Here is a 19,699-nt window from a genome sequence, read left to right on the forward strand (position 1 = left end):
TTTTTGAAAGGTCTGGACCTTACTGCAAAGACGTGCCGCGATTCTGGATTCGCCTGAAAGCCAGAGTTCATCTGAATTAATCAGAGGTGCCCTAGTTGACTAACGCTTAAGACCACCCAGATTCAACGAGAGGCTACTGCCGTGGCGCATCATGGTCATGGGTGCCACTCGAAGCTCGGTATTTTTCAGCAATGGCTTAATATACTTCCAACGCATGGACGCAAAACTGTCAATTTCACCGGATTCCACTTTGCTTTCGAAGCCATTATCAAACGCCTCGAGTTCGGCTGCCAAATTGTAGTCAACGCCCCTGGGATGAAGATTCGCTTGCACCAACGCCGTACTGTTATGCATGTAAAATTCCATCATATCGAGCAAAGAAAGATTGGTATCGAACAGAGGCACCTCCAGGTGAAGCAATTCCAGCACCTTGCGGTGAGCCTTATCCACATCCTGTAAGGAATACCAATCGGGATACTGCTGTTGCTGCCAACGCAACTCAAACTCTTCAATGGCCACTCGATACGCCGTCCAGGCCGGTTGTAACTCCGGGTAAGATCCCGAGTGTGACAGCCGGGCGGCAAGGCCATCCGCTCGATCCTGCTCTTTCTTCAGGCCATCACTGCCCGCGTAATCGTGATAATCATTACCCAGATAGCTATAGAATCTGAGCATATAACTGGCGGTAACCAGTTGCATGGAAAACTTCTCTTCATCACTCATGTCAGCTGCCTGAACGGAGCCGATAGAAAAAGCCATCAGTGCGATAAGGCACCAAATCTGTTTCATCGCGAACTTCATTGCGGATCTCCCTTGATGAGCAGATTGTTATTTTTGTTTCACCCTGACAAGCGCTAGCTCAGTGTTCTGCCCATACACAGTGTGTACCATCCTTTCACGCGATAGCATCACTCTTTTTTACTATTTTTCACTCCCACCGACCCTGACGGCAAAAAAACAGGGATAAAAGGTATCCAGCGTAACGCCCAAAAAGGCTATACGACCTTTGCACGCCAACCTTCAGGTTTAACAACAGCACCCATGACGCAAATTTCAAATCGATGTCCAGTGCCGACATCCGACTGCATCTGCTAGAATGTCGCTCCTTTTTAGCGACCAGTTATGACTCAAGCCCTATGCATCAACCCAAACCCGAAACCCGCCTTCCCAATGCGCCTTTATGGCGTCGATTTGCCGCGATGTTTTACGACGGTTTGTTGGTGATTGCGCTATCGATGCTCATTACCGCCCTCTATATTGGCGTTCGTGTCATGGCCAGCGGCAGTCAGGCAACCGAGCAACAGCTCAATAACACCCAGGGCGACGCATTTCTGACATCACTGCTTTTCATCGTTATTTTTGCTTTTTTCGCAACCTTCTGGACCCGAAGCGGGCAGACTCTGGGAATGCAGGCCTGGAAAATCCGCATACAGAATGACGATGGTAGCCTGATCAGCTTGTGGCAAAGCCTGCTACGTTATCTGGTGGCTATCCCTTCGTTGCTGCTATTTGGAGGCGGTTTTTTTTGGGCCATTATCGATAAGCAGGGCCTGACCTGGCACGATCGCTACTCAATGTCTCGGGTGGTTGCTCTGGGGAAACAGGACAATAGCGAATAACAAGTGTAAATAAAAAGGCCCGATCCATAGACCGGGCCTTTTTATTTAAATGATGCCGAAGTGGCAAATCAGGCGGCTTTACGCAGCAGATACCACCCCAGCATAAAGCACAACACAATGGGCAAGGCGATTGCGATCACCGGCGAAAAACCAAACACCATGCTCGCGGGGCCTAGCAGATCCTGCACCACCTTAAAGGTAAAACCGAACAGCACTCCGCTGAAGATCCTGAGCCCCATGGTGACTGAGCGCAAAGGGCCAAAGACAAAGGATATTCCGATCATAACAAGCGCCATGATACTGAATGGCTGTAACAACTTTTGCCACATCGCCAAGGCCTGCTCCGAGGCATCCAGCCCCTGCTCTTGCAGGTAACCTACATAGGCACTCAGCCCTTGAATCGAGAGGTCTTCCGGAGGCAGGGCAATAATATTGAGGACACGAGTCGTCAGGCCGCTATCCCAGCGCAGGGTCTGATGCTGCTCAGTGAATATCTGCTCGCCCTCAACCCGGCTGATTTTGACATTTTCCAGCAGCCAATGATCTCCCTGGGTGATACCGCGATCCGCATAACTGGTTTCCAGCAACTTGTTGTCGGAGTCAAACCTGAAACGACTGATGCCGTGTAATACACCGTTTGGCTCGACCACGTTAAAATAGAGAAACTCATCCCCTTCCCGGTGCCAGACCCCGGACTGGCTGATCATGCCGGGCTCGAGCCCGTCACGCTGTAACTGCCGTTCACTGTCGGCTATTTGTTCGGTATAGGGCAGGACATATTCACCAATCGCCGAGCCCACTAACACCAGCACCAGCATTGGCTTACTGACGGCCCAAACGATACGACTCAAGCTGACTCCGGCTGCTCGCATCACCACCAGCTCGCTATGACCAGCCAGACTACCCAGTCCAACCAGACAACCCACCAGACTGGCATAGGGCAGATAATCGTAGATGCGTTTGGGGGTCTTCATCATCAGGTACCAGGCCGCCTGCGGGAGCTGATAATCCAGTTTCAAACGCTTTAACTCGGCCACGAAACCAAACAGGGTATCGAGGGAGATCAACAGCAGCAGCACCATCAAAATGGCGTTAAAGACTGTGGTGCCAATATAGCGGTCGAGCAGTCTCATCATGCCACCTTCACTGCGGGGCGGGCACGGAAGCGGCGCAGGATCGCCCCGCCCCAGTTCAGCACTATCGCAAGCATCAGGAAGCCCAGGTGAATAGGCCACATCGCCCATTGCCAATCCAGCCGATCATCTTCCACCGCCGCGCGGGTAGCCATAATGGAGCCCAGATAAACAAGGTATAAAATAATAGAGGGGATCAGTTTAATAAAACGACCCTGGCGCGGATTGACGCGACTCAGAGGCACCGCCAACATCACCAGAATAGGAACCATGACCGGTAACGCCAGGCGCCATAACAGCTCGGCACGATGCTCCGGGTCATCACCGTATAAACGTGGCGTACTCAGCGCTTTGGCCTCGGATATTTCGATCACATCTTCGTTCTTGGGTATTTTAAAACCGTACTTCTCATATCGGGTAATTCGAAGTTCCGGCTCACCGGGAACGAAGTCATAACGATAGCCTTCGTTTAACACCAGGTAGCGACTGCCCGTATCACTTTTTATCTCCTGGGTACCGGTTTCGGCCAACAACAGAGTCACCTTGCCCCGCGAAGCGCCAACCCCAAGAGAAGCAATAAAGACCTCATCCATGCGTTTACGATCTTCGCTCAACCGTTCGGTATAGGTCACTCGCCCCTGCGATGCCTTGTTAAAGCGACTGGGTAACAACATATCAAATTCGGTAAAGGTTTTCTGCTTGGCCAATATCCATTCCGCGTTATGCGATGCCCAGGGAGCCACCGCCAGGCTGAGGGCCCCTACCATAAGCGTCACCAGGATGCCGGGTACCATGGCGTAGAGCAACAAACGCTCAGAACTGACCCCGCAGGCACGAAGTACCGTCATCTCACTATCAACGTAGAGACGTCCATAGGCCAGCAAAATGCCGAGGAAAATACTCAAAGGCAGCAATACCAGAAGGAAATCGGGAATCTGATAACCGATCAGTTGAAACAGGTAATCAGACTTGAGCCGCCCGGTCGCCGCCCGAGACAGGTAATGGATAAAACGGCCGCTCATTATGATCACCAGAAGAATTCCAGCTACCGCCGAAAAAGAGAGTAAAACCTCTTTTGCTATGTAACGGAAAATGATCAAACGAAATAGTCTCCAGAATCAAATAGGGTTGCAGCTACCCTCTGCAACGCTGACAAAAAGCCTTAGGTTGCGTAAACTGAGTCATCGGCGCGAGATCCAGTTTGGATATCTAAAATGCCCGTCCAGTTAACGTCAAGCACAGGAGCACTCCAAGGCTCTTGCTGCGCTATTGATTATCACTTAAAGCCACCTCTAATGTCTTGCGGAGTATACATGGAATTTATCGCCAAAACCGGGGATCTGGAAAAACTAACAAGTGCCTGCCTCGTGGTTGCTGTGGGAGAAAAAGGTCAGTTGAGTGCCGCAGCCACTGCAATTGATAAACTCGCCGGTGGCTTAATCAGCCGGGTATTGAAAGCGGGTGATATCAAGGGCAAGTATGGTCAGTCTCTGATGCTTCATGGTCTCACAGGCATCAAGGCTGAACGGGTTCTGTTGGTTGGTACCCAGCAATGCGATAAAGCGATCAAACAAGCCGATTTCATCAAGGTTGCGCGAGCCACCGCCGCTGCGATCAAGCAAGCCGGTTGTAAAGACGCCACTCTGGCACTTCTGGGTCAAGCCGTCGATGGTGCCGATGATTATTGGAAGGCACGCCAATTGTTACAGGCAACCGGCGAAAGCAATTATCAGTTCAATCAATTGAAAAGCGAAAAGGGCCCCAAGACCTTACCCCTGCGCAAAGTTACGGTCCTGACCGAAAATCGTAGCCAAACCGGTCAGGCCAAACGTGCCGCCGAACACGCCCAGGCAATCGTCAGTGGCATCCATACTGCACGCGACCTGGGTAACCTGCCCGGTAATATTTGTACCCCCAGTTACCTGGCGACTCGAGCCAAAAACCTGGCCAAGAAAAACCCCAAACTGAGCTGTAAAGTACTCGATGAAAAGCAGATGAAAGCATTGGGCATGCATTCATTGTTGTCAGTCAGTGCGGGCAGTGCCGAAGGGGCAAAACTGATCACCATGGAATACAAGGGGGGCAAAAAAGGTGACCGGCCGATCGTTCTGCTGGGCAAAGGCATTACCTTCGACAGCGGTGGTATCAGCCTCAAGCCTGGTGCAGGAATGGACGAAATGAAATTCGATATGTGTGGTGCTGCCAGCGTTATGGGGGCGATGACCACCTTATGCGAAATGGGATTACCCATAAACGTGGTGGGCATGATCGCCAGCGCCGAGAATATGCCTGGACCGTCGGCCACCAAGCCCGGAGATGTGATCACCTCCATGTCGGGAAAAACCATCGAAGTACTCAACACTGACGCCGAAGGTCGCCTGGTACTCTGCGACGCCCTGACGTATGCCGAACGTTTCAAGCCGGCTGCCGTGGTAGATATCGCCACTCTGACCGGTGCCTGCATTGTCGCCCTGGGTCACCATATCAGCGGCCTTATCAGCAACAATGACGCTCTCGCTGACAAGCTCACCGCGGCGGGAATTTCGGCGGCCGATCAAGCCTGGCGACTACCGATGAACGATGACTACCAAAAGCAGCTCGACAGCAACTTCGCCGACATTGCCAATATTGGTGGTCCCGGTGCCGGTACCATTACCGCCGGCTGTTTCCTGGCCCGATTTGCTGAAAAATTCGACTGGGCTCATCTGGATATCGCTGGCACGGCCTGGCACAGCGGTGCCAAAAAAGGGGCCAGTGGGCGTCCGGTTGCCTTACTGAGCCAATTCTTGCTGGATAGCGCTGCCTAATCCGCGCCAACCAAAGATCGACAGGCGTCCAGTGCCGACGCCTGTTACCTTAATAACGAGGCCTCTGTGACTCGAATCGACTTTTATCTGCTGACAGGCGAACAGGAACAGGATGCATTTTTGTTCACCTGCCGCCTGGCCGAGAAAGCCTATCAACTTGGGCACAGGGTTTTTATCCATACTCAGGACGAGACTCAGTCCAAAGTGCTGGATGAGTTACTCTGGGGCTATAAAGGTGAACGTTTTTTACCTCATGGCTTACTCGAGCAACAGCATAACAACACTCCGATAGAACTGGGTCATACCGAAGATGCCGGCGATCATCACGACCTGCTGATCAATCTATCCGACCGTATACCAGATTATTTTGGCCGATTTAGTCGGGTTGCTGAAATTGTGAGCAACCATGCGGACGCCAAGCAGAAATCGAGAGATAATTTCCGCTTCTACAAACAGCGCGGCTACCCCATGCACACCCATTCGATAAGAGGCTAAGCGACCATGGCCAAGAAACAATCGGCCGATGACAAGGATCTGCTGGATGAGCTGATGTCGATTCGCCAGCTGCTCGATGACGAGCTGGAAGGGGAAACTGCGCCTAGCGATAATATCCCTATCCTCAACGAAGTGGACAATATCCAGCCTTCGCCCCCCGAGCCAGAGTCACCACCTGACACAACGGAAACAGATCATTTTGACGAACGCGCCGAAGAGGCCTTCACCAAAAATGTACAACGTGGCTCTCCCTTTCTAAAGCCGCTCACCCGAGACATGCTAGGTGAAAACCCTTTTCTGCCCAAACAGACGCTCGATAAGCTCAATGCGCAAAAAGCGCAGAGTAACCAGATCGGAACAACCATACCGGAGAAAACATCCGTTCCAACTGACGCAGTCACAAAATCCGTGACAAAAGCAGCCTCAGAGCCGGAGCCGGTAACATCGCAAGAGCCCTCGCAACCAGAACCGGAGGCCGGGTCAGAGCTTGAATCCAGCTCAGAGTTTGAATCTAGATCAGTGACACGGGAACCATCGCAACAAACCTCACTCCTATTGCCTGAGCAATCCCCTGAAACCGAAGCCAGCGGTCTCCTCGCGGAATCAAGCCCTGAACCGGCCCAGATAAAACCCGAGACGCCAAAGAATGATTATCTGGAGCCGCTGTCCGCAGACCCATCACGCAAATCATCGAGAAGAAGATCGCCCCGATCATCACTATCGCCGGAACAACAGGCCTTGCTGCGAAACCGCCTCGAAAGCGAAGGAGAATTAATCGTTCAGGAGATCGTCGATGAAATGATTCCCGCCCTGGAGGCCGACCTGCGCAAGAGATTGCATAAGCATTTGTACAGTCTGCTTGATAACCCCGATAGCCTGGAGCCACCCGAAAATCTGGATGAGCCCGACAACGCTTGAAGCGGCCTTCGCTTTGCTTGCGCCGAACCTTGCCCTGCTCGCCCTTTCCTGACCCGAGGATAAATTGGCAAGGATTATCGCGTAGATTCGATTATCCCCTATGGCTCGTCAGGAGGCGACGCATGTATAATGCTGCGCTTGACTGATCCAATGAGAAGACCTCTAGAACACCATGGATAAAACCTACCAACCGAACGAAATCGAGCGTAGCTGGTACAACACCTGGGAAGAGAAGGGCTACTTTGCCCCGAGTGGCAAAGGTGATCCCTACGCCATTATGATTCCACCTCCCAATGTGACCGGCAGCCTGCACATGGGCCATGCGTTTCAGGACACCATTATGGATACCCTGATTCGCTATCATCGCATGAAGGGTAACAACACACTCTGGCAGGTGGGTACTGACCATGCGGGCATCGCGACCCAGATGGTTGTCGAGCGTCAACTGCAAGCGCAGGGCATCAATCGTCACGATCTCGGCCGGGAAAAATTCCTCGACAAGATCTGGCAGTGGAAAGCTGAGTCCGGGGGCACCATCACCCGCCAGCTGCGCCGCATGGGTGCATCCGTTGATTGGAGCCGCGAGCGTTTTACCATGGACGATGGGCTCTCCAATGCGGTCAAAGAGGTCTTTGTACGACTCCATAAAGAGGGACTGATTTACCGGGGCAAACGCCTGGTGAACTGGGACCCGAAACTGCACACGGCCATCTCCGACCTGGAAGTAGAGAACCGTGACAGCAAAGGCCACCTGTGGCATTTCCGTTATCCGCTAGCCGATGGAGCAAAAACCGCCGACGGCCTTGATTATCTGGTGGTAGCAACCACGCGCCCCGAAACCATGCTGGGCGATACCGCCGTAGCGGTACATCCCGATGACGAACGCTACCAGGCGCTCGTAGGTCAATACGTGACCCTGCCTCTGGTCAACCGCCGCATTCCCATCGTGGCCGACGATTACGTCGACAGCGACTTTGGTACCGGCTGCGTAAAGATCACCCCGGCCCACGATTTTAATGATTACGAAGTCGGCAAACGCCACCAGCTGCCGATGGTCAATATTCTCACCATCAACGCCGACATACGAGACAGCGCTGAAGTGTTCAACAGCGATGGAACTCCTAACACGGAACTTGATGACACCTTGCCCGAGAACTACCGGGGCATGGAACGATTTGCCGCCCGCAAACAGATTGTCGCTGAGTTTGACTCTCTGGGTTTACTGGCAAAGATCGACGATCATGCGCTCAAGGTGCCTTACGGTGACCGTGGCGGTGTGGTGATCGAGCCCTACTTGACTGATCAATGGTACGTAGCGGTGCAAAAATTGGCCGAACCCGCGATCAAAGCTGTCGAAGATGGCGACATCAAGTTTGTTCCCCAGCAGTACGAGAACATGTACTTCGCCTGGATGCGAGACCTGCAGGACTGGTGCATCTCCCGACAGCTGTGGTGGGGCCACCGAATTCCGGCCTGGTATGACGACAATGACAACGTCTACGTTGGCCGGGATGAAGCCGAAGTTCGCAGCGCCAATAATTTGGGGGATGACGTCAAACTGCGCCAGGACGAAGACGTGCTGGATACCTGGTTCTCCTCTGCCCTATGGACCTTTTCAACTCTGGGATGGCCCGAAAAAACACCCGAGCTGAAAACCTTCCACCCAAGCTCCGTGCTGGTGACCGGATTCGACATCATCTTCTTCTGGGTCGCGCGTATGATTATGATGACCCTGCACTTTATGAAAGATGATGACGGCACTCCGCAAGTGCCTTTCAAAACCGTCTATGTGCATGGCTTGGTACGCGACCAGGAGGGACAGAAAATGTCCAAATCCAAGGGCAACGTACTGGACCCTCTGGATCTGATCGACGGCATTGAATTGGAAGACCTGGTTAGCAAGCGCACCGGAAATATGATGCAGCCTCAGCTTGCCAAGAAGATTGAGCAGCAAACCCGTAAGCATTTCCCCGAAGGCATTGCCGCCTCAGGTACCGACGCACTGCGTTTCACATTCTGCTCCCTGGCTTCAACCGGCCGCGATATCAAGTTCGACATGAGCCGCATGGAGGGTTACCGAAACTTCTGCAACAAGATATGGAACGCAGCGCGCTATGTACTGATGAATACAGAAGGCGAAGACTGCGGGCAGAGTGGCGCCGAAGTAGAACTGTCCCTGGCCGATCGCTGGATCATTTCTCGCCTGCAGCAAACGGAAACTCAGTTTACTGAAGCCATGGATGCCTACCGTTTCGATCACGCTTCGCAAACTCTGTACGAGTTTGTCTGGAACGAATACTGCGACTGGTACCTGGAACTTTCCAAGCCTGTACTCTGGGATGATAACGCCAGTCCATTATTAAAGCGTGGCACAAGGCGCACTCTGGTACGGGTACTGGAAAGCATCTTACGCCTCGCCCATCCGATCATGCCTTACATCACCGAAGAGATCTGGCAGCGAGTGGCTCCGCTGGCTGATAAAAAGGGTGACACTATCATGTTGCAGCCCTATCCAAGCGGCCAAGATAACAAGGTCGATCAGCAAGCGATTGCTGATATCGAGTGGCTCAAGGGTGTCATTTTGGCAGTCCGCAACATTCGCGGCGAAATGAACATTGCGCCCGGCAAAGAGATCCCGGTTCTGCTGAGCAATATGGACACCGCCGCGAGCGAGCGCCTTGAAGCTAATCGCACCTTCCTGAGCAAACTGGCCAAGCTGGCTTCTATCGAAGCTGTTAACGCGGCTGATGCACCGATGAGCGCGACAGGTCTGGTGGGTGAAATGGAAGTTCTGGTGCCCATGGCCGGGCTGATCGACAAAGCCGCCGAGACCGCACGTCTGAGCAAAGAGATCGATAAACTCTCTAAGGAAATCCAACGCTTCGAAGGCAAGCTAAACAATCCCCGATTTGTCGATAAGGCGCCCAAAGAGGTTGTGGACAAAGAGCGTGGAAAAATGAATGACGCGCAAACTGCGAAGCAGACACTGGAAGAACAGCTGAAAAAGATAGATTCTCTGTAATCCAGCAAACAAGGGATGGCGACTCACTCGAGTTGCCATCCCCTCGCGAAACGCCTAACCTCTAGACAGGTTAGCAAGCAGTTGGCAATTGGATAAGATAATAACGACAGGATTGATTCAGGAAACATTATGAGCAAACTCGACAAAGAACAGGTACTGGCAGATTTTTCAGCAGCTTTTGAAAAAGCCAATGGCAAAGCGCCTGTGGTGGATCAAAAAGGAAGTTGGTACAGCGTCGATGGAGGCAAATCGGTTCGCCTTGCCGATCTCGTCGATATGACGGCCGAACTGTCCGGCGGTGCCGCTCCAGCAAAACCCGAAGCAGCACCTAAAGCCGCGGCCGAGAAAAAAGCACCCGCGGCCAAAAAAACCGCCAAGCCCAAAGCAAAGACCAAAACCACCTCTACCAGCGGCGGTATGACGCCCAAGGAACTGTGGAAGCAGAAACTGGCAGCCCGGGACACGCTTCCTCGAGGTGTCCGCTAAGGCATCTCAGCAGCACCTTATCGCTTCTACCCGCTTCTGAAGTGATCAGCATGGAAATAACAAAAGGCGAGCCACTGCTCGCCTTTTGTATTGGTACGGCCGATAAAACCGAACAAACAACTCGCTAAAATGTTATCCGGTGATGTACCAGCACATTAACCCTTTCAAGCCTTTTGCTCAGACAGTATCAGAACACATAGCGCCCACCCGCACCAACGGCACTAACCAGTACCCCCAACAACAGGTTGAAAGCGACCAGCAAGCGAATCCGATTCAAAGCAGATCCAGCCTGGGCCCATTGCCCCGACTCAACAGCGGCACGCATTTCTGGCCAGAAACGCCGATATAAAAACCAGAACACCAGAGTCATTACTGCGCTTCCGGCAAGCATCAGGTGTACTTGCAACCCCATCATCATAAGCGAGCCATACACTCCGAACACCATGCCCAGACCACTCCCCCACAGCAGCACTATCGCCAACCAGACCCAGATAAAGAAGCGTGAAAAAATACCACTCCACAGCCTTAACCGGTCGGGGGGAGACAGCAGGGAGGCAGCAACCGGACGCAGAATGATATAGGCAAAAAACATCCCACCAACCCAGATAATGGCGGCCAGTAGATGAGCAACCAGCAATAATTCCATCGGTCTTTCTCCTCCAGTGGGTAGTGCAACCCCTATCAGAATTGCTCAGAGTAGCCTGATACTAACAAGTTGGCGCGATAAAGATAGCAGTGGGTCATATTTGTACATTCCGGATTGTTGCCAGAAAAGACGGCAACGTAGCAAGCTCATGCCAATAAAAGCACTGCCACCACCCACCCTGTGGCCCTGCAATCAATCAACTTGAGACTGCTGAGAAGGCATAATCGGCTATTCGACGGGTTAGTGATCAAATTTTGGGTGTATACCAACCCCTAAAAAAACGACAGATGGGTGGATCACCACCCAAAAACGGCATTACACCAAAGTCTAACCCAAGACGTATCCCCTTGTTTTATAGGTAATTACCGCAAAACTCGGCAACTGGCACCCTATTTGCCTTATGTTAGTTGAGCGTTAATGATGATGCTAAACGGGGCCGGCAACGAGCACCCGCACTATAAAAACCACAAAACTCCACAGGGGAGAAAGCATGAACCTTCTCAAGAAATCCTTAACCGCACTGACAATTTGCGCCGCTGCCGCAGGAGCCACACTGGTTCAGGCCGCGCCGGTCGAACTGAAGTTTGCTCACGTTGTAGCCGAAAACACACCCAAAGGGCAAATGGCCATCAAATTCCGCGACCTGGTTGCTGAGCGTCTGGCAGGAAAAGTAGAAGTGAAAGTGTTCCCGAACTCTCAACTCTTCGGTGACAACAAGGTACTGGAAGCGATGTTGCTCGGCGACGTGCAAATGGCGGCCCCTTCCCTGTCCAAGTTCCAGAAATACACAAAGTCCCTGCAGTTGTTTGATTTACCTTTCCTGTTCAAGGACATGGCCGCAGTTGAACGTTTCCAAAGCGGTCCTACCGGCCAGGAAATGCTGGGTTCCCTGAAAAAGAAAGGCCTGATCGGTCTGGGTTACCTGCACAATGGAATGAAGCAGTTGTCTGCCAACGATCCACTGCGTACCCCGGCTGACGCATCTGGCAAGAAGTTCCGAATCATGACCTCCGACGTTTTGCAGGCGCAGTTCGAAGCCGTCAAGGGCGTGCCCCTGAAAAAGCCATTCTCCGAAGTTTTTACCCTGCTTCAAACCAAAGCCATCGATGGACAGGAGAACACCTGGTCCAACATCTACTCTAAGAAATTCTTCGAAGTTCAGCCTTACATCACCGAGTCTAACCACGGTGTACTCGATTATCTGGTTGTGACATCCACCGAGTTCTGGATGGGGCTGGATGAAGACGTTCGCAGCGAGCTCAGCAAAGCACTGAACGAAGCCATCGCTCACGGCAACGCAATTGCCGCCCAGAAAGCCGAAGACGACAAGCAAGCCATTGCCGATTCGGGTCGTTCTGAAATCCTGATGCTGACCGATGCCGAGCGTCAGCAATGGGTTGACGCCATGAAGCCTGTCTGGGCTCAGTTTGCTTCCGAAGTGGGTCAGAAAAATATCGACGCGGCCGTCGCATCCAATAAATAAGATGTCTTGGTAATTACAGGCGGGGTAGCCATGCTTACCCTGCCTGTAGCATTTTTTCAGATACATCGTCGTAGGCTCATCCGAATCCCTGTTACCAGGGTTATTACTCGCAGCGGATATGTATTGCGACAACCTATAAATACAGAGAGGCCATTATGAGGGATCTCATTAACAGCCTGGAGGAGGGATTCATTCGCCTGCTTCTGGTTGGAATGACCCTGCTAGTGTTTGTCGAAGTGGTATTACGCTTTGGCTTCAATACCGGGATTCACTGGGCGCAGGAAGTAACCCTGCTAATGTCGGCATGGTTCGTACTTTTCGGAGTGTCCTACGGAATTAAAGTAGGCGCTCACATTGGCGTAGACGCCTTTGTAAAGTTGCTGCCGGAAACACCCCGTCGCGTAGCCGCGATTATCGCCGTTGTACTCTGTCTTTTTTATTGCGGTCTGTTTCTTTATGGCGGATGGGTTTACCTGTCGAAGTTGCACATGATCGGCATCGAACTGGAAGACCTCCCCTACCCCAAGTGGATAGCAACCAGTATTTTGTTTATCGGTTTTGTATTGCTGGCTATGCGCTTTCTTCACCTGCTCTGGAAGTTAATGATTGGTCAGGCCGAGGGTTTCAAACTCGCCGACGAAGCCAAGGAGAGTATGCATCTTGCCGATGAAGTCGCCGCGCATGACAACACGCTTTCACAGTCAACGTCTGAGCAAAGGGAGAAGTAAGCAATGACCACAGCCGCTCTGTTTATCATGCTCTTTGCTTTTATGCTGCTGGGTATGCCGATTGCCATTGCACTGGGACTGTCCAGTGTGGCAACCATTCTGATGTTCTCTAGCGATTCGCTGGCATCCATTTCCTTGAAACTGTTCGAAGCAACCTCCGAACATTACACCTTGTTAGCCATTCCATTTTTTATTCTGTCCTCGGCATTTCTCTCCACCGGTGGTGTCGCCAAACGCCTGATCGACTTTGCCATTGACTCCGTTGGCCATGTACGTGGCGGGTTGGCGATGGCTTCGGTGATGGCCTGTATGCTCTTTGCTGCGGTATCCGGATCCTCACCAGCAACAGTGGCAGCCATCGGTACCATTGTTATCGCCGGTATGGTGCGCGCCGGTTATCCGGAATCCTTCGCCGCTGGCGTCATTGCCAACGCCGGTACCCTGGGTATTTTGATTCCTCCCTCTATCGTTATGCTGGTCTACGCAGCAGCAACCGAAGTTTCGGCAGCGCGGATGTTTATGGCCGGCCTGATCCCAGGCTTGATGATGGGAGGCATCTTGATGCTCGCCATCTATGTTGTGGCTCGTATCAAGGGTTTACCCTCCCAGCCTTTTCCTGGTTTCAAACAGCTATTCAAATCCGGAGCCATTGCAATGGGCGGTTTGATGCTAATCGTAATCGTGCTGGGATCCATCTATGGCGGCATCGCCAGCCCAACAGAAGCGGCGGCAGTCGCCGCACTCTATGCCTACCTGGTTTCCGTGCTGGGCTATCGCGATATGGGGCCGTTAAAAAACTCCGCCTGGAGGAATCGGGACGAGAATATCGTCTCCTCATTCGCCCGGAATAGCATCGGCATGCTGGTTGCCCTGCCTCGTTCGATCTTCGATAAAGAGGTCAACCGGGTGGTCATGGACGCCGCCAAGGTCAGCCTGATGTTGCTCTTTATCATCGCCAACGCCATGCTGTTCGCCCATGTTCTGACCACCGAACGGATTCCCCACAGCATCGCGGAAACAATCGTACAATGGGGCTTGCCTGCCTGGGGCTTCCTGATTGTGGTTAACCTGTTGTTGCTGATGGCCGGTAACTTTATGGAGCCTTCGGCGATTTTGCTTATCATGGCGCCGATCCTGTTTCCTATTGCCACTCAACTGGGTATCGACCCTATTCACCTGGGCATCATCATGGTGGTCAATATGGAGATAGGCATGCTGACGCCGCCGGTGGGTCTCAACCTGTTTGTCACGGCAGGCATTACCGGGCGGAGTATGGGTTGGGTTATCAAGGCCTGCCTGCCCTGGCTCAGCCTGCTGTTGTTCTTCCTGATTCTGATCACCTATATTCCGCAGATCTCTCTCTTTCTGCCGGAGTACATCGATAAACTTAGGGGGTACTAATCCCCACCAAAGCTGAGGCAGGCGGTTCGACTGAACCGCCTTTTTTTATGGCCCGATTTGTCGAATAACAACCGCTTTGCGACCAATAGAGCAAGGAATAAAAGTCATTATTGAGCTAACTTAAGGTTTTTTACACCCAACAATTTATCGTCGTCTAAACGAAGCACATTTGAGGCTCCCTGCTATGAGTCAGAAACACATTGCCCAGTTATTACGTCCCAAGTCTGTCGCCGTAATTGGCGCATCAAACAACCCTAAACGGGCTGGCTTTGTTATGATGCGCAACCTCTTGCAGGGCGGATTCTCCGGCCCAATAATGCCCGTGACCCCCAAATACAAAGCCGTTAGTGGTGTCCTGGCCTACGCCTCGATTGACGATCTTCCTGCCGTCCCTGATCTGGCTATCCTTTGCACCAGTGCTCGCCGGGTGCCGGATATTATCGACCAATTAGGGATCAAAGGCACCCGCAGCGCCATCGTCCTGGCTGCCGGGTTATCCAACCGTACAACCGAAGACGGGCTGACCATCAAAGATGCCATGATGGAATGTGCCAGACGCCACGGGGTGAGAATTCTAGGCCCTAACAGCCTGGGCATGATCATCCCCTCCATTGGCCTCAATGCCAGCTTTTCCCACACCCCGGCTCTGCCCGGCAAGATTGCCCTGATCTCTCAATCTGCCGCCATTTGCACCACCATTCTCGATTGGGCCAAACCCAAAGGCATCGGTTTCTCCAACTTTATCTCTCTGGGCGATGCCAGCGATGTCGACTTCGGCGAGCTGATTGATTACCTGTGCCGTGACACCCACACTCGAGCCATTATGCTCTGCATCGATTCGATTCAACATCGACGCAGCTTTATGTCTGCGGCCCGGGCCGCGTCGCGCAACAAACCGGTACTGGTATTTAAAGCCGGCAGCACCCATGAGGGGGCTATTGCGACCCACCTTCACACGGGGGGCATTTCAGGTTCGGACGCCGCCTATGATGCGGCTATTCGTCGCTCCGGCATGTTACGGGTGAGAGATCTTCATGAACTGTTCGCTGCGGTGGAAACCCTGGCCCATGACAAACCCCTCAAGGGAGAAAAGTTGGCTATCATCACCAACGGCGGCGGCCCGGCCGTGATGGCGATAGATACATTGATCGAACGCCAGGGCAGGCTAGCAGAATTCAGTGACGAGCTGAAAGACAAACTGTGTCAAGTGATGCCACCCGGCTGGCTACCCGGAAACCCCATCGACTTGCTCGGAGATGCACCTCCCAAACGCTATGCCGATGTCTTAAAAGTATTACTGGAGGCGAACGAAGCGGACGCCATCCTGCTGATGCATGCTCCGGCTGCGGCGGCACCAGCAACCGAATACGCCAATGCGGTCATCGATACACTGAGCACCTGCAAACCCCGTCAATGCCCTAATATTTTCACCAACTGGACGGGGGAAGAAACCGTACAGGAGTCTCGTAAACTCTTTGCCCGAGCCAATATCCCCAACTTTCGTACACCCGCCGGAGCCGTCGGTGCCTTTATGCATATGGTGCAGTACCGCCGCAACCAGAAGCTTCTGCTGGAAACCCCCGAGTCCGTACCGGAAAATGTGCCATCCGACATCTCTGCGGCCCACACCGCTATTGCCGAGGCGATTGCCCAGAATAATATGCAACTGGAAACCCATGATGCGGGCGCCATCCTTTCCAGTTACGGTATACCAACCATTCCCACTCTGGTTGCCGAGAATCCGGAACAGGCTGCCAGTCTGGCGAAACAACTCAGTTTCCCGATCGCACTCAAAGTGATCTGCGAAGGGATTCGTTATAAGTCTGAAGTCGGTGGGGTGGTCTTGAACCTGAATTCATCGGCGGAAGTGTTAACCGCCGCCGAGGCGATGCTGGAGCGAGTCACCAATGCCTATCCCGATGCTCAGGTGGACGGTCTCGCATTGCAGCCAATGGCTCAGCGTTCGGGCTCCCAGGAAATTCGTATTGCCGTACAAACTGATCCCGTATTTGGCCCGATCATTCTACTTGGTGAAGGTGGGTCGGACTGGGATACTGCTCGGGATGCTGCCGTCGCACTCCCACCACTGAATATGGCACTCGCCCGTTACCTGGTGATCGAAGCCCTGGCCGAGAACAAACTCAAAGATCGTCGCCTGCCACAGGGTCTGGACCGAGATGCCTTGTGCATTTTATTAACCCAGGTCTCACACCTGATCACCGACTGCCCGGAAATTGTCGAGTTAGACCTGAACCCTGCCCTGGCATCGGGAAGCGATATTGTGGTTCTCGATACCACCATCAAGCTGCAACCCACACCAGAGCACCCTGCCCAACGGATGGCCATTCGACCTTATCCCAAAGCATTGGAAGAGTGGCGTGAACTCCGCAATGGCGAGCCAGTGCTGCTGCGCCCGATTCGTCCCGAAGACGAACCCAGCCATAAAGCCTTTGATCTCAGTCTGACTCGAGAAGATCGCTACAAACGCTTTTTTGGTGAAGTCGGTGAAATGACCCATGAAGCCATGGCTCACCTCACCCAGATCGATTATGACCGGGAAATGGCCTTTATTGCCACCCAAAAAGACAACCAGGGAATGCACACGACCCTGGGCGTGGTTCGTATTCATATTGATCCGGATAACACGGAAGCTGAATTCGCGGTTATTTTGCGCCCCAACATGCAGGGACAGGGGTTGGGCAGGATGTTGATGGAGAAGGTGATCAATTACTGCAAAGAGCAGCAAATTGAGGAGATTATGGGTTATACCATGCCGGAAAACCGGGGCATGATAGAGCTCTCTCGCAAGCTGGGTTTCAAGGTAAAATTTATGCTCGAGGATGGCATGGTTGAAATGAGAATGCCGTTTAATTCCGGCTAGACAATCCAGTACCCCACGGGTGGCGGGAACTTCACCTTCCCGCCACTCCCATCGCTCGCTTTTCCGAACAGGCTATACCCGGGCCAAAGCGCGAATATGGGCAGCAGCACTGCGCCCCAGGGCCGAAGGTGAATAACCACCTTCCAGAACCGAAACAATGCCCCGACAGCCTTCTACCTTATCGACGATGGCGATTAACTGTTCAGTAATCCACTGATAATCCCGTTCAACAAAACGCAGGTGTCCCATCTCATCCTCTCTGTGCGCGTCAAAGCCTGCGGAGATCATAATGAGATCTGGCTTGAATCGTTCAATAGCCGGTAACCAGGCACAGTCGACTGCCATTCGAAGCTCAGCTCCTCCCGTGCCACTGCTCATGGGCAGCTTTAATATATTTTCACGATCACTGTGCGGATCTGTGTGGGGGAAAAACGGGTGTTGAAACAAGGAGCAGAACAATACTCTGGGATCATCGCGGAAAATATCTTCGGTCCCATTACCGTGGTGAACATCAAAATCAACAATCGCAACACGGGACAAACCATGGGCTTCAAGGGCATGAGCCGCCCCGACAGCAACATTGTTGTAAAACGAAAAACCCATCGCCTTGTCTTTTTCTGCATGGTGACCTGGCGGGCGCACATTGCAAAAGACCGCATCCATTTTTCCCTCAACCACCAGATCAACTCCGTGTACCGAAGCACCGGCAGCTCGTCTTGCCGCTTGCAAGGTGTAGGGATTCATGGCCGTATCGTCATCCACCTCTACCAGTGCCTGACCTTCATCGGGCGACATAGCGTCGAGGCTGTCCAGATAGTCTTCGTCATGCACTCGCAACAGCTGCTCACGCTCGACAATAGGAGCGTCTTCATACATCAGATAGAGTTCTAATCCGCTTGAGATCAGCTGATCAGAGATCGCATCGGTGCGCCGTGGATCTTCTGGGTGGTGATCGTGCATGCTGTGATGACGGCATTCAACGTGGGAGATAATCGCTGTCGGCATAGTGTCCCGCTCACTCTGTTCGTATCAGTCTGGGTTTCGAAACCTTCGTTCGAATACGACCATGCTAACAGATTCTCCCATTCGGCCCATCGAGACTTACGTCTAGCAGACGTATCGACAGATCACCAAAGATCGGTAATCGCGGCAATCCCCTGGGCTCCGGAAGCAATCGCCCGACCATGATCAGACCGGCCCATGCCCCCTAACAGGTAAACAGGCATACTCGCTTGCCCAACCAGGGCTGTTGCGGATTCCCAACCAATCCCCGGCTGTCCTGGATGGGATGACGTAGGCTCTACCGGTGACAAGGTTGCAAAATCAACCGCCAGTTTGGCTGCTTGTTCGAGTTCGCGGACATTATGGCAAGATGCCGCCAGTAATGGTTTACGGTCGGATTGAGCAGCCCAGACCGCGATTGCAGGATCAAATAGCTGCTCAGACGTCAGGTGCAAGCCACAACCTGGAAAACGCTCGAACAGATCAGGTTTCCCCTTGAGCATCAACTGCACCTCTGCCTGATGACATATTGATACCAGAGGTTGGAGCTGCGCAGTATAGTCCTCTGCCGCCAGCCAGGGCGCCCTGAACTGGATCAGACGAACGCCGTCATCGATCGCCTTGGTAACCCGAGCCAGCAACTCATCACCGGTATTGAAATGCCCGCTGATCAGATACGTATCGGGCAACCTCAACGCCATATTGAGCGCTCGATTTGCTGCTGGAAAGTCAATCTGGGCCAGCTCGTTCCGCGCAACCCAACGCACAGGCTGCCCTTCACAACCGAGAGGCACGCCTTCGAACTCATCAATCAGATAAGCATCCAGCAAGATATGACGATCGGGATAGCGATGATGAATACGAATCAAGGGCGTTAAGGAGCGAACCACCACCCCCAGCTCCTCTGCGAGTTCTCGCGACAGGGCAAGTTCAGCGGTTTCGCCAGGCTCTACCTTGCCTCCGGGTAGCTCCCAGTACCCCCCCAGGTGAGTATCATCAGGCCGCTTTGCAATCAGTACCTCGCCGAGATGATTTTTCAATGCACCCACCACAATATGGATCTCTTTCACCGATCGCC

16 protein-coding genes are annotated in these 19,699 nt (G+C 52.8%); 10 read left to right on the forward strand and 6 right to left on the reverse strand.

Features of this window, described 5'->3' with window-relative positions; all coding sequences use genetic code 11:
• Positions 1-99: 99 nt before the first annotated feature.
• Positions 100-801, reverse strand: a complete 702-nt coding sequence (locus MIB40_RS09810; RefSeq protein ID WP_249693530.1) for a hypothetical protein — start codon at positions 799-801, stop codon at positions 100-102.
• A gap of 335 nt (positions 802-1,136) precedes the next feature.
• Between MIB40_RS09810 and MIB40_RS09815 the strand changes: the two genes are divergently transcribed.
• Positions 1,137-1,619 carry an RDD family protein gene (locus tag MIB40_RS09815; protein ID WP_249693532.1) on the forward strand — a complete coding sequence of 161 codons (483 nt, stop codon included), beginning with the start codon at positions 1,137-1,139 and terminating at the stop codon, positions 1,617-1,619.
• 68 nt (positions 1,620-1,687) lie between these two features.
• Here MIB40_RS09815 and lptG read toward each other — a convergent pair whose 3' ends face one another.
• A complete protein-coding gene (gene lptG / locus MIB40_RS09820) occupies positions 1,688-2,755 on the reverse strand; it encodes an LPS export ABC transporter permease LptG (RefSeq protein WP_249693534.1) in 1,068 nt (355 codons plus the stop codon).
• Positions 2,752-3,852 carry an LPS export ABC transporter permease LptF gene (gene lptF / locus MIB40_RS09825; protein ID WP_249693536.1) on the reverse strand — a complete coding sequence of 367 codons (1,101 nt, stop codon included), beginning with the start codon at positions 3,850-3,852 and terminating at the stop codon, positions 2,752-2,754. The genes lptG and lptF overlap by 4 nt, the downstream gene beginning before the upstream one ends.
• 213 nt (positions 3,853-4,065) lie before the next feature.
• On the opposite strand from lptF, the gene MIB40_RS09830 reads away from it, so the two are divergent.
• The 5 genes from MIB40_RS09830 (at position 4,066) to MIB40_RS09850 (ending at position 10,480) form a co-directional block, all read left to right on the forward strand.
• Positions 4,066-5,559, forward strand: coding sequence for a leucyl aminopeptidase (locus tag MIB40_RS09830; protein ID WP_249693537.1), 1,494 nt, complete (start codon positions 4,066-4,068; stop codon positions 5,557-5,559).
• A gap of 66 nt (positions 5,560-5,625) precedes the next feature.
• Positions 5,626-6,054 carry a DNA polymerase III subunit chi gene (locus MIB40_RS09835; protein WP_249693538.1) on the forward strand — a complete coding sequence of 143 codons (429 nt, stop codon included), beginning with the start codon at positions 5,626-5,628 and terminating at the stop codon, positions 6,052-6,054.
• A 6-nt stretch (positions 6,055-6,060) separates the two neighbouring features.
• Positions 6,061-6,972 (forward strand): hypothetical protein, encoded by a 912-nt coding sequence (locus MIB40_RS09840; protein ID WP_249693539.1) that lies wholly within the window; start codon positions 6,061-6,063, stop codon positions 6,970-6,972.
• A gap of 172 nt (positions 6,973-7,144) precedes the next feature.
• The gene (locus MIB40_RS09845) at positions 7,145-9,994 is read left to right on the forward strand and encodes a valine--tRNA ligase (protein ID WP_249693543.1); all 2,850 of its coding nucleotides are present in this window, start codon (positions 7,145-7,147) and stop codon (positions 9,992-9,994) included.
• Between the two features lie 129 nt (positions 9,995-10,123).
• Complete coding sequence (locus MIB40_RS09850; protein ID WP_249693544.1) at positions 10,124-10,480, forward strand: hypothetical protein; 357 nt, start codon at positions 10,124-10,126, stop codon at positions 10,478-10,480.
• A 187-nt stretch (positions 10,481-10,667) separates the two neighbouring features.
• Here the strand turns inward: MIB40_RS09850 and MIB40_RS09855 are convergent, their stop codons facing one another.
• Positions 10,668-11,126, reverse strand: coding sequence for a CopD family protein (locus tag MIB40_RS09855; protein WP_249693545.1), 459 nt, complete (start codon positions 11,124-11,126; stop codon positions 10,668-10,670).
• Between the two features lie 490 nt (positions 11,127-11,616).
• On the opposite strand from MIB40_RS09855, the gene MIB40_RS09860 reads away from it, so the two are divergent.
• The 4 genes from MIB40_RS09860 (at position 11,617) to MIB40_RS09875 (ending at position 17,619) form a co-directional block, all read left to right on the forward strand.
• Positions 11,617-12,609, forward strand: coding sequence for a TRAP transporter substrate-binding protein (locus MIB40_RS09860; protein ID WP_249693547.1), 993 nt, complete (start codon positions 11,617-11,619; stop codon positions 12,607-12,609).
• A gap of 155 nt (positions 12,610-12,764) precedes the next feature.
• Complete coding sequence (locus tag MIB40_RS09865) at positions 12,765-13,337, forward strand: TRAP transporter small permease (protein ID WP_249693549.1); 573 nt, start codon at positions 12,765-12,767, stop codon at positions 13,335-13,337.
• 3 nt (positions 13,338-13,340) lie between these two features.
• Entirely contained in the window at positions 13,341-14,738 is a 1,398-nt protein-coding gene (locus tag MIB40_RS09870; RefSeq protein WP_249693551.1) for a TRAP transporter large permease, read from the forward strand.
• A 184-nt stretch (positions 14,739-14,922) separates the two neighbouring features.
• A complete protein-coding gene (locus MIB40_RS09875) occupies positions 14,923-17,619 on the forward strand; it encodes a bifunctional acetate--CoA ligase family protein/GNAT family N-acetyltransferase (RefSeq protein WP_249693553.1) in 2,697 nt (898 codons plus the stop codon).
• 72 nt (positions 17,620-17,691) lie between these two features.
• Here MIB40_RS09875 and MIB40_RS09880 read toward each other — a convergent pair whose 3' ends face one another.
• Together MIB40_RS09880 and MIB40_RS09885 are read right to left on the reverse strand one after the other, a co-directional pair.
• Positions 17,692-18,624, reverse strand: coding sequence for a histone deacetylase family protein (locus MIB40_RS09880; RefSeq protein WP_249693555.1), 933 nt, complete (start codon positions 18,622-18,624; stop codon positions 17,692-17,694).
• A 122-nt stretch (positions 18,625-18,746) separates the two neighbouring features.
• Positions 18,747-19,691, reverse strand: a complete 945-nt coding sequence (locus MIB40_RS09885; RefSeq protein WP_319941648.1) for a Nudix family hydrolase — start codon at positions 19,689-19,691, stop codon at positions 18,747-18,749.
• Between the last annotated feature and the right edge of the window lie 8 nt (positions 19,692-19,699).

This window comes from Aestuariirhabdus haliotis (genome assembly GCF_023509475.1).
Lineage (GTDB): Bacteria > Pseudomonadota > Gammaproteobacteria > Pseudomonadales > Aestuariirhabdaceae > Aestuariirhabdus > Aestuariirhabdus haliotis.